The organism is Arenimonas sp. GDDSR-1 (assembly GCF_025980345.1).
Taxonomy (GTDB): Bacteria; Pseudomonadota; Gammaproteobacteria; order Xanthomonadales; family Xanthomonadaceae; genus Arenimonas.
Window position 1 is genome coordinate 48,100 of record NZ_JAPDUI010000004.1, and the last position, 10,516, is coordinate 58,615.

Below are 10,516 nucleotides of genomic sequence, written 5' to 3' on the forward strand. Positions count from 1 at the left end.
AAATAAATCCCGAACAGGACCATTCCTGCAAAAGCCAAGCGGGCCGGTGCCGGCATCCTCATGCGCCGCCCCTGCGTGCCCTGAGCACCAGCAGATTGACCGTCAGCCAGAACGCCGCGGTCATGGCGAAAAACAGCGCATCGCGCAGATCGAGCACGCCGCGGATGACGGCATTCAGATGGGTCAGGAAGCTCATCGAACTGATCAGGTCGACCGCATGCTGCGGAAACACCTCGCGTATCGGATTCAAAGCCAGGGGATATCCCGCCAGCAGGTAAAGCAGCAGGATCACCGCGGTCAGGATGTAAACCACCAGCTGGTTTTCACTGAACGAAGAAACACACAGTCCGACGGCCAGCATCGATGCCAGCATCAGGCTGCTGCCGAAATATCCGAGCATGATCACGCCGTGATCCGGATCGCCCAGCCAGGCCAGAGTCAGCCAGAGCGGAAACGACAGCAGCAAGGCACTGACCGCCACGCACCAGAGTGCCGCGAATTTGGCCAGTACCAGCTGCCAGGGCGCCAGGGGCAAGGCATCCAGCAATTCGATGGTGCCTGATCGGAACTCTTCGGACCAGCTGCGCATGGACAAGGCCGGTACCAGCAGCAGACAGACCCAGGGCAGGAGCCGGAAATAGGCCTGCATGCTGGCCTGGCCGGTTTCGTAGAGGTCGCCGAGGTAGAACACGAAACTGTTCGAAAGCATCAGGAAAATGACCGCATACACCAGTGCCAGCGGCGTCCGGAAGTAGGCCAGCAATTCGCGTTTGAACACGGCCGCGAAGGCGTTCATGTTCTGGCCTCGCCGACGGTTTTTGCGAAGACTTCATCGAGGCGCCCGACTTCGAGACGCAGATCATGGTAGGGCACGCTTTTCTGAACCAGTCGTTCGGCGATGATCTGGTTCTGCGGTTTGCTGCCCTGCACGAACACATACAGACGGCCGTCGGCCGCATTCTGCTCGAATCCGCTGATGCCCGAAAGCCCCTCGAGCGCGGCCCTTGCGGCAATGCTTTCACGGGCCACGAATGACACCGCGTTATGGTATTTCGACTGCAACAGCAGATCGTCGGTGCTTTCATCAAGCAGTTTACGGCCGGCAGCCATGATCAGGGTGCGCGGACACAGGGCCAACACGTCATCGATCTGGTGCGTACTCATCAATATGGCGCTGTTCTTGGCCAGCTCCTGGATCAGCCGGCGGACCTGCTGTTTCTGGATCGGATCCAGACCGTCCGTCGGTTCATCCAGAAGCAGGGCCGGAGGCCGGTGCAGGACCGCCGCCGCCAGAGCGACCCGCCGCATCGCCCCTTTGGACAGCGTCGAAACGGTCTGGTGTGCGATCGGATTCAGCCAGAGGCGCTCGCAGATGTCATCCACGGCCGACATGGCCAGTCTTCCGAGACTCCGTGCCGATGCGATGAAACGAAGATAGGAAAGCACCGTGGATTCCCGGTAAATCGGCGCATGCTCGGGCAGGTATCCGAGGTGTTGCCGGACCGAGCGCGGATTCCGGACCGGATCAAAACCGGCAATGCTGACCGTGCCGGAGTCAGGCAGCAGGAATCCGGACAGCATCCGCATGCAGGTGGTCTTGCCGGCGCCGTTCGGGCCGAGCAATGCCGCGATTTCACCGGTTTCAACCCGGAAGCCGAGATCCTCGACCGCGGTAATCGCGCCGAAACGCTTGCTGATGCCTTCTGCCTGGATCATCCCGCCCCACCCGTCCGGTTTGTTCAAGTGTATAGAAAAGCCGAGGATGCTGACAACCGGCAGGCAAAGAAAAAGCGGGCCATGCCCGCTTTTTCAGTTCTGCTTACTTGATGGGCCAATAGACCTTGAATTTGGCGGTCTCGGTCATCATCAGCTGCGGCGGCACCAGGTACTCTTCATAGGCGCGGTCACGGGTTGAAGCACCGTTGACCATGGCCCAGGCGCGTACCGACTGACGTTCGCTTTCCAGACCGGTGGCATAACCGGTGTAATCGGTGGTTGCGGCACGGCCGCCCGGAATTTCTTCGAGGGTGACTTCCGCTTCGGTCCTGACATTCCAGGCACCGGTGCTTTCGCCGTTTTTGGTCACCGGCTGCACGACATCGAAGCTGTAGCTGTCGGAGGTGAACTCGTTGGTCACGATGCGCATCGGGCCTGCGGCCTGCAGGCCGTTGGCGGCGATGATCTTGTTGATCCAGGCCATTTTGTTCACGATGCCGGTGGCGATTTCGTTGTTGTCACGCTTGGAAATGACGGTGGCGACCAGGGCGTTCGTGGCCGGAACCTCGGTAAAGGTGATCGGATTGACGCGGTCGGCATAGGACAGCTTCGGAACGGTGGCCAGGAAGGTGGTCAGACGCTTGGACCCGGCTTTGATCTTGTCGCCGACATTGCGCTCGACGTACAGACCGGCATAGCGGCCGAGCAGATTCCAGCCGTAGTCGACTTCATAGATCTGGCGGATTTCGACATTCTTGTTGAGCGGTCCGGTGCGGTCGAGCAGGATGGTCAGGAACTTGTCGCTGCCCTGCGAGGTATCTTCGATGGCGAACTTAATTTTTTCCTGCGGAACGCTTTCGATCAGCTTCCAGGTGCCGCTGCCGGTGGAACGGTTCAACGAGCTGTAGCTCATGGTGGCGCCCACGCCGGTGGCGGGGTCGCTGACCTGCGATTTCAACATGCTGTCCGAGCGCAGGACGTTCCATTCGTCAAAACGGTTGAAGCCGTTGAGGACATCGTAAACGGTGCTGATCGGACGGTTGCTTTCGATTTTGTTTTCAACGGTGCGCTTCGAGGGCAGGAAAAGGCCGACGACTGCAAAAAGCGCCACAACGACGACCAGCGAAATCAGGAATTCGTAAATTCGGTTCATTTAAAGACTCTCTCCAGGGGCAAACTGCCCTTTCAGGCAATCAGTCCTAAAGGATACCATTTAATATCCGGATTGGGTTGGCCCGGACCGGCTCCTTGGGCCACGGCTGTGCGCCGTTTAGACGATTTTCAGTTCGAACGCCTTCAGCACCGCCCGGGTGCGGTCACGGACCCCCAGCTTGGACAGGATGTTGGACACGTGATTCTTGATGGTGCCTTCGGCTACATGCAGGGAATTGGCGATTTCCTTGTTGGAAAAGCCACCAGCCATCAGCCGCAGAATCTCGGTTTCACGCTCGGTCAAGGGGTCCGGGCGCTCGAGGCTGACAAAATGGTTACTCATGCCCTCCAGCCCCGAAAGCAGCCGTTGCGACATCGCCGGCTGCACCAGCGATCCGCCTTTCGAGACCACCTGAATCGCCTCGACCAGCTGTTCCAGACTGACATCCTTGAGCAGATAGCCCTTGGCTCCGGCCTTGATTCCAGCCAACACCAGCTCATCGTCATCGAAGGTGGTCAGAATGATGGTGGGCGGCAAGCGGCCGGCCGCCGAGAGCTCCTGAACGGCTTCCAGCCCGGATTTGACCGGCATGCGCATGTCCATCAACACCACATCCGGGGCGATTTCCGGAATGAGATCAATGGCCTGCTGGCCATCATTGGCTTCAGCCACAACCACGATATCCTCGGCCAACGACAGCAGGGATTTCACCCCTTGACGGACCAGGGTCTGGTCATCCACCAAAACGACTCGAATCATGCGTTAATCTCCTAGAGGCAGGGTAATGCTGACACTGAAACCATGACCGGGCGACGATTGAATCAACAGTTTGCCGTCAAGCGCCATGACCCGCTCCTTCATGCCTTGCAGGCCATTGCCGAGACGGGCCAGGGAAACACCGACGCCATTGTCTTCCGACTTTAAAATCAATAAATTATCCAGCTTTTGCAAGGAAATTTCGAGCTTTGAAGCGCCGGCATGTTTGATGGTGTTGGTGATCAATTCCTGCACACAGCGTAGAATCACCTGGGCGACACTGGAATCCTCGAGGGTCAACCCGGGATCGGCATGCAATTGGATGTCCAGATTGGGCATCGGCTGAACCAAGGGCGAAATCGCCGCCAAGATGTCGATGGCACAACCTTCACGCATTTCCGAAACCGCTTCGCGCACATCGGAAAGCAACAACTTGGCCAGGGCATGGCTCTGCTTCACATGCTCCTGGGCCTTGCCTTCGCTCAAGTGGCCGGCCACTTCCAGATTCAGGCTCAGCGCGGTCAGATGGTGGCCCAACAGGTCGTGAAGCTCGCGGGAGATCCGCAGACGTTCGCCGACCCGGGAGTTTTCCGCCAGCAGAGTCCGTGCGGCGCGGAGTTCGGCGATCAGCCGGCGCTGCTCCTCCCGGGCCGCGGCCTGCTGCTTGGCGACGTAGCCGGTCACGAACACGAAGGTCGAAAATCCGGCGTACAGCAGGCTTTGCAGGAAGGCTTCCCACCAGGTCAGGCCATCCGAGCTGAAGATGAACACCGGGATGACCAGCAGATGGCTGACCACCAGCCACAGCGAACCAAGCCGGACCGGCAACAGCCAGGGCAGAATGCCGGCAATGACGGTGAGCAGCATGCTGCCCAATCCCGTTTCGGAATAATAACTTACGGCGATGGCGAACAGGGTGAGCAGCAGCAGGCTAACGCTGTCCCGCCAACCGCGACGGTAGATGTTGAGCTGGCCGGTCACCAGCAGATACAGCACGCCGAACGCCAGATAACTGAAAATCCAGCCGCTCACTGAAACCTGGCTCAACCCGCTTTGATCGAAACCCTGCCGCCAGGCATACAGCAAAGGAATGCCGACCATGCCCCAGGTAAACAATCCGGCAAAGCGCAGCAATTGCTGATGGTTGATGCGTGCATTCATCGGGGAATGATACCCCCTAATCAATCACTTGCAAGCCGCCAGAAGTCATGCCTGCCGTTTTTCGTGCAAAAACTCTAACGCTGTTCCAGCTCTCCATGCGATAATTCCGCATCAAGCCGAAGACGGGCTGGTTGGATTCTGGAGTAGTCTCGATGTCGATTTCGATCCGCGACGTGCAAGCGCACGAACTGGATGCCATTCTGGCCATGAACAATGCCGCAGGAAGCGGAATTCTGCCGATGAACCAAGGGCAGATTCAGTATTTCTGGCAGCATGCCGATTATTTCCGCGTTGCCGAGTCCGATGACTGTCTGGTCGGCTTCCTGATTGCCATGACCCGCGATGCCGACTACGAAAGCAGCAATTTCCGCTGGTTCAAGGATCATTACGAGGCCTTCGTTTACGTCGACCGCATCGTCATCGCCAAAGGCCAGCGCAGCGCCGGCATCGGCCGTCTGTTCTATGCCGACGTGCAGAGTTTCGCCGAAGTGCGTGCACCGGCGCTGGTTGCCGAGGTGTTCATCGAAGACAGTACCCACCCCGCCCTGCTTTTTCACGGCAGTTTCGGGTTCCATGAGGTCGGCCAGCATCAATTGCCGGACTCGCCGCTGCGTGCCGCCATGCTTTACAAGGACCTGTGCAGTTTTCCGTTTGTGCAGTCCAGTTATGGCGCCCAGCTGCCCCAGGTCAATTGGCTGAAATCCCGCCAGAAACCGCAGACCGGCGGCCATCTGGCCACGGGGACCTGAGATGGGCGGTGCTTCGGTGAGCTACGAACAATGCGGCGAATTGAAATTCGGCCAAGTCGGCATCGCCAATCTGCGCATCCGCACGCTGGACCTCGCGGCACTGAAAGCCGAAATGCAGGAACGCGTCGAACGTGCGCCGAAACTGTTCCGGCATGCGGCCGTGATCCTCGATTTCAGCGCGCTGCCCGCCTGTCCCGATGCCGAAGCGACCGATGCCCTGATCGATGCGTTACGCGATGCCGGCGTCATGCCGGTGGCCATCGCCTACGGTACGCCGGCCGTGGAAAAACTGGCTGAACAGGTCGGCTTGCCGATTCTGGCCAAGTTCAGAGCCTCATTTGAACGGGACGCCGCCGCCGAACCTGCTCCGCCAACGCCGGCACCCGAGCCCCGTACCGCAGCTGTTGCGGCGCCTGCCAATCAGGAACCCGGGCTGCTGCAGACCCAGCCATTGCGTTCGGGCCAGCAGGTTTACGCCGCCGGGCGTGATCTGACCGTCTGTGCCATGGTAGGCGCAGGCGCCGAGGCCATCGCCGACGGTTCCATCCATATTTACGGTCCGTTGCGCGGCCGCGCCCTGGCCGGCGCTTCCGGCAACGCCCAGGCCCGGATATTCTGCCGCGAATTCAACGCCGAGCTGGTCGCCATCGCCGGCACGTACAAGGTTCTGGACGAAATTCCGAAAAAACTGCTGGGCAAGGCGGTGCAGATCTGGCTCGACAAAGACCAGCTGCGCATCGAAGAACTGGCTTAATATGATTCACCGACATTGACAGACAAGGAGCGCATTTTGGCAGAGATCATCGTAGTCACATCCGGCAAGGGCGGCGTCGGCAAGACCACCTCCAGCGCAAGCATCGCCTGCGGCCTGGCCAAGGCCGGCAAGAAAACCGTGGTCATCGATTTCGACGTCGGCCTGCGCAATCTCGACCTGATCATGGGCTGCGAGCGCCGCGTGGTTTACGACTTCGTCAACGTGGTGCACGGTGAGGCCAACCTGAAACAGGCGCTGATCAAGGACAAGCGCTTCGACAACCTGTTCGTCCTGGCCGCTTCGCAGACCCGCGACAAGGACGCCCTGACCCGCGAAGGCGTCGAGAAGGTGCTCAAGGATCTGGCTGCCGAAGGTTTCGACTACATCCTGTGCGACTCGCCGGCCGGCATTGAAAAAGGCGCCTATCTGGCCATGTACTACGCCGACCGTGCGGTGGTCGTGGTCAATCCGGAAGTGTCCTCGGTACGCGACTCCGACCGCATCCTCGGACTGCTGGCCTCCAAGACCCAGAAGGCCGAAGCCGGCGAACACATCACCGAACACCTGCTGCTGACCCGCTACAACCCGGCCCGCGTCGAGAAGGGCGAGATGCTTTCCATCGGCGATGTCGAGGAAATCCTTGGCCTCAAGGTCGTCGGCGTCATTCCGGAATCGCCGGAAGTGCTGCAGTCGTCCAACTCGGGCAACCCGGTCATCCTCGATGAAAACTCCGATGCCGGCCAGGCCTACACCGATGCCGTCGCCCGCATCCTCGGCGAAGACCGCCCGATGCGCTTCACCACCGTCGAGAAGAAGGGCTTCTTCTCGAAAATGTTCGGAGGTTGAGCCATGGGACTTCTGCGCAACATCATCGAACAGCTGGAAAAACTCGACAGCAAACCGACCTCGGCCTCGACCGCCAAGAACCGCCTGCAGATCCTGGTGTCCCAATCCCGCCGGGATGCCAGCGCCCCGGATTACATGCCGCGCCTGCGCAGCGAACTGCTGGAAGTGATCAAGAAATACGTGCAGGTCAATGACGAAGCGGTCAAGGTCAACTTCGAAAAAGACAAGGACGGCATCCAGGAAGTCCTCGACATCCAGATCGCCCTGCCCGACAAAGGCTGAGCCATGGGTTTCGAGGCGGACGCGCCGGTCGTGCGCCTGCGCGACATTTCCTTCGAACAGGCCCGGCAGTTGCTGGGCCTGTTTGATTTGGAGCTGCACGCGGTTCCGGACGGGGAAGCCATTCCCGGCAGCTACTGGGGCGAATGCGAAGCCGGCCTGATCGGCACCCGTGTTTATGCCCGCGCCGACACTCCGGTACATTCCCTGTTGCATGAAGCCTGCCATCTGATCGTGCTGCCCCCGGAAAAACGGGCGGCCGTGCATACCGACGCCAGCGATTCGGTGCCGGAAGAAGACGCCACCTGCTACCTGCAGCTACTGCTGGCCGACCGGATTACCGGCTTCGGTTTCGCACGGGCCTGCGCCGACATGGACGCCTGGGGCTACAGCTTCCGGCTCGGTTCGGCCCGCGCCTGGTTCGAACAGGATGCTGAAGATGCCCGTAGCTTCCTCTACGAACGCGGAGTTCTTCCCCTGCCCGACCCGGCCGAGGCTTCAGTCGATTAGCGAAGCCTGATATCATCGAATGCATTCCAACCCGCATTCGGAGCTTCCGTGAACATCCAACGCCTCGCCTTGACCTTTGCCATCTCCGCCAGCCTGCTCGGCCTTGTTGCCTGCAGCCCGAAAACCGGGGATGGCGCTTCGACGGAAGCCGCTTATGCCAATGAGACCGCCGATGAATTCATCGCCCGCGTCAACCGCGAGCTGACCGAAGCGTATCCGGAAATCACCTCGTCGCAATGGCTGGCCTCGACCTACATCAACGGCGATTCCGAGCGCGTTTCGGCCAAAGCCAACGAACGCTATCTAGCCATGATGAGCAAGTACATTGCCAAGGCCAAGACCTTCCCGGCCGATGCCAAGATGACGCCGGAAACCGCACGCGCGATCCAGCTGCTGAAGATCGGCGTGACCCTGCCGCCGCCGAACGACCCGAAGGCGCTGGCCGAGCTGACCGCGCTGGCCACCAAACTGGAAGGCATGTACGGTTCCGGCAAATACTGCCCGGACAGCAAGAAACCGGAGGACTGCCTCGATATCGGCGCCGTGTCCAAGATCCTGGCCGATCCCGCCAGCACCTACGACCAGCAGCTGAATGCCTGGAACGGCTGGCACACCATCGCCATGCCGATGCGCAAGGACTACCAGCGCTTCGCCGAACTGTCCAACCAGGGCGCCAAGGATCTGGGCTTCGGCAACACCGGCGAACTGTGGCGCTCGGGCTACGACATGAGCCCGGCCGATTTCCAGAAGGAAAGCGACCGCCTGTGGGGCCAGGTCGAACCGCTGTACAAGGAACTGCAGTGCTACACCAAGAACAAACTGGTCGCCAAGTACGGCGACAAGGGCCAGATCAAGGGCATGATCCCCGCGCATCTGACCGGCAATCTGTGGCAGCAGGACTGGGGCAATCTCTGGCCGATCCTCGAGCCCTACAAGGGCGCCGGCAGCCTCGACATCAACAGTGTGCTGCAAAAGCAACATGACAAAGTGTTGAATGAAAAACTGGCCGCCGCCGGGGGTGCCGCCTCACTCAGTCCGCTGAAATTCGCAGACGTTTCGCATGAGGCCGATCTGCAGCACGCCAAGGACATGGGCCGTCTGTCGGAGAGCTTCTACACCGGTCTGGGCATGCCGAAACTGCCGGAATCGTTCTGGAACAACGCCCAGTTCATCAAGCCGCGCGACCGCGACGTGGTCTGCCACGCCAGCGCCTGGGACATGGATCTGAAAGGCGATGTGCGCATCAAGATGTGCATCACCCCGACCGAAGAAGACCTGACCACGCTCTATCATGAATACGGCCATGTCTATTACTACCTGGCCTACAACAAACTGCCGATCCTGTTTCAGGGCGGCGCCCACGACGGCTTCCACGAAGCCATCGGCGACACCATCGTGCTGTCGATGACGCCCGATTACCTGAATTCGATCGGACTGGTCGACAAGCCCGCCGTCAGCCAGGAAGCGGTGATCAACGGGCAGATGCGCATGGCCTTGGCTAAGGTCGCGTTCATGCCCTTCGGTCTGATGATCGACCGCTGGCGCTGGGGCGTGTTCGACGGTTCGATCAAACCGGAGCAGTACAACAAAGCCTGGTGGGACCTGAAAGCAAAATACCAGGGCGTGGCGCCGGCCACCGCCCGCGGCGAAGACTTCTTCGATGCCGGCGCGAAATACCATGTGCCGGGCAACACGCCCTACACCCGCTATTTCCTGTCGCACATCCTGCAGTTCCAGTTCTACAAAGCCCTGTGCGATGCCTCCGGCTACAAAGGCCCGCTGTACCAGTGCAACTTCGCCAACAACCCGGAAGCCGGCAAGCGCTACTGGGCCATGCTGAGCAAGGGCTCCAGCCAGCCCTGGCAGAAGACCATGAAGGAACTGACCGGCAAGGAAGAAATGGACGGCTCGGCCGTACTGGAATATTTCGCACCATTGCAGAGCTGGTTGAAGGAACAGAACAAGGGCCAGCAGTGCGGCTGGCAGGCTCCGGAATAAGGGCCTGACATGTTGAGTGCTCCTTCCGATCTGCAGCCGCAGGCGCTGGCCACCGCCACCGCCCTGCCCGCACGTTTTTACACCGGCGAAGGCACGGCCGCGGTGGACCAGACCGCCGTGTTCAACCGGCACTGGCAGTACGTGTGCCACAGCTCGCAGATCGCCGATGAAGGCGATTATGTGGTCTCGGTACTCGGCCAGCTTCCGGTCATCGTGATCCGTACCGCTGAAGGGCTGCGCGGCTACCACAACGTCTGCCGGCACCGTGCCGGGCCGTTGTCGCAGTGCTCGGGCAAAGGCGCCAAGCAATTGCGCTGCCGTTACCACGGCTGGACCTACAACCTGGACGGTAGCCTGCGTACCGCCACCGAAATGAAGGATGTGGCGGATTTCGACGTCAGCTCGGTGCGTTTGCCGGCGCTGCAGGTGCGTGAGTTCGAAGGCCTGGTGTTCGCCGCTTCGGAAAACCCGCCGCCGTTCGAGGACTACGTGGCCGGCATCGCCGAGCGTCTGGCCGTCAGCGGCCATGCCCTTGCCGATCTGCGCTTCCACCAGCATCTGAGTTACGACATCGACTGCAACTGGAAGACCTAC

12 protein-coding genes are annotated in these 10,516 nt (G+C 60.2%); 7 read left to right on the plus strand and 5 right to left on the minus strand.

Annotated elements, in window-relative coordinates; genetic code table 11:
* Nucleotides 1-58: 58 nt before the first annotated feature.
* The 5 genes from Q0W88_RS01495 to Q0W88_RS01515 form a co-directional block, all read right to left on the minus strand.
* On the minus strand, nt 59-796 hold the full coding sequence (locus Q0W88_RS01495; RefSeq protein ID WP_297799248.1) for an ABC transporter permease: 738 nt from the start codon (nt 794-796) through the stop codon (nt 59-61).
* Nucleotides 793-1,716 (minus strand): ABC transporter ATP-binding protein, encoded by a 924-nt coding sequence (locus Q0W88_RS01500; protein WP_297799250.1) that lies wholly within the window; start codon nt 1,714-1,716, stop codon nt 793-795. Before Q0W88_RS01500 ends, Q0W88_RS01495 begins: the two co-directional genes overlap by 4 nt.
* A gap of 103 nt (nt 1,717-1,819) precedes the next feature.
* The gene (locus tag Q0W88_RS01505) at nt 1,820-2,869 is read right to left on the minus strand and encodes a polyketide cyclase (RefSeq protein ID WP_297799252.1); all 1,050 of its coding nucleotides are present in this window, start codon (nt 2,867-2,869) and stop codon (nt 1,820-1,822) included.
* 117 nt (nt 2,870-2,986) lie between these two features.
* Entirely contained in the window at nt 2,987-3,628 is a 642-nt protein-coding gene (locus tag Q0W88_RS01510) for a response regulator transcription factor (protein ID WP_297799254.1), read from the minus strand.
* A gap of 3 nt (nt 3,629-3,631) precedes the next feature.
* The gene (locus Q0W88_RS01515; RefSeq protein WP_297799256.1) at nt 3,632-4,786 is read right to left on the minus strand and encodes a sensor histidine kinase; all 1,155 of its coding nucleotides are present in this window, start codon (nt 4,784-4,786) and stop codon (nt 3,632-3,634) included.
* A gap of 152 nt (nt 4,787-4,938) precedes the next feature.
* Between Q0W88_RS01515 and Q0W88_RS01520 the strand changes: the two genes are divergently transcribed.
* The 7 genes from Q0W88_RS01520 to Q0W88_RS01550 form a co-directional block, all read left to right on the plus strand.
* Nucleotides 4,939-5,535, plus strand: coding sequence for a GNAT family N-acetyltransferase (locus Q0W88_RS01520; protein WP_297799257.1), 597 nt, complete (start codon nt 4,939-4,941; stop codon nt 5,533-5,535).
* 1 nt (nt 5,536) lies between these two features.
* The gene (minC, locus tag Q0W88_RS01525; protein WP_297799258.1) at nt 5,537-6,289 is read left to right on the plus strand and encodes a septum site-determining protein MinC; all 753 of its coding nucleotides are present in this window, start codon (nt 5,537-5,539) and stop codon (nt 6,287-6,289) included.
* Between the two features lie 36 nt (nt 6,290-6,325).
* Nucleotides 6,326-7,135 carry a septum site-determining protein MinD gene (gene minD, locus Q0W88_RS01530; protein ID WP_297799261.1) on the plus strand — a complete coding sequence of 270 codons (810 nt, stop codon included), beginning with the start codon at nt 6,326-6,328 and terminating at the stop codon, nt 7,133-7,135.
* Nucleotides 7,136-7,138: 3 nt separating this feature from the next.
* Entirely contained in the window at nt 7,139-7,417 is a 279-nt protein-coding gene (minE, locus tag Q0W88_RS01535; RefSeq protein ID WP_297799263.1) for a cell division topological specificity factor MinE, read from the plus strand.
* A 3-nt stretch (nt 7,418-7,420) separates the two neighbouring features.
* The gene (locus Q0W88_RS01540) at nt 7,421-7,924 is read left to right on the plus strand and encodes a hypothetical protein (RefSeq protein ID WP_297799265.1); all 504 of its coding nucleotides are present in this window, start codon (nt 7,421-7,423) and stop codon (nt 7,922-7,924) included.
* Nucleotides 7,925-8,017: 93 nt separating this feature from the next.
* Complete coding sequence (locus Q0W88_RS01545) at nt 8,018-9,922, plus strand: M2 family metallopeptidase (protein ID WP_297799277.1); 1,905 nt, start codon at nt 8,018-8,020, stop codon at nt 9,920-9,922.
* A 9-nt stretch (nt 9,923-9,931) separates the two neighbouring features.
* A partial coding sequence (locus Q0W88_RS01550; RefSeq protein ID WP_297799267.1) for a Rieske (2Fe-2S) protein occupies nt 9,932-10,516 on the plus strand: 585 nt, incomplete at its 3' end.

Coding starts and splice junctions, on each gene's coding strand:
- Q0W88_RS01495 (WP_297799248.1), bottom strand. CDS start 796: ATGAACGCCTTCGCGGCCGTGTTCAAACGCGAATTGCTGGCCTACTTC.
- Q0W88_RS01500 (WP_297799250.1), bottom strand. CDS start 1,716: ATGATCCAGGCAGAAGGCATCAGCAAGCGTTTCGGCGCGATTACCGCG.
- Q0W88_RS01505 (WP_297799252.1), bottom strand. CDS start 2,869: ATGAACCGAATTTACGAATTCCTGATTTCGCTGGTCGTCGTTGTGGCG.
- Q0W88_RS01510 (WP_297799254.1), bottom strand. CDS start 3,628: ATGATTCGAGTCGTTTTGGTGGATGACCAGACCCTGGTCCGTCAAGGG.
- Q0W88_RS01515 (WP_297799256.1), bottom strand. CDS start 4,786: ATGAATGCACGCATCAACCATCAGCAATTGCTGCGCTTTGCCGGATTG.
- Q0W88_RS01520 (WP_297799257.1), top strand. CDS start 4,939: ATGTCGATTTCGATCCGCGACGTGCAAGCGCACGAACTGGATGCCATT.
- minC (WP_297799258.1), top strand. CDS start 5,537: ATGGGCGGTGCTTCGGTGAGCTACGAACAATGCGGCGAATTGAAATTC.
- minE (WP_297799263.1), top strand. CDS start 7,139: ATGGGACTTCTGCGCAACATCATCGAACAGCTGGAAAAACTCGACAGC.
- Q0W88_RS01540 (WP_297799265.1), top strand. CDS start 7,421: ATGGGTTTCGAGGCGGACGCGCCGGTCGTGCGCCTGCGCGACATTTCC.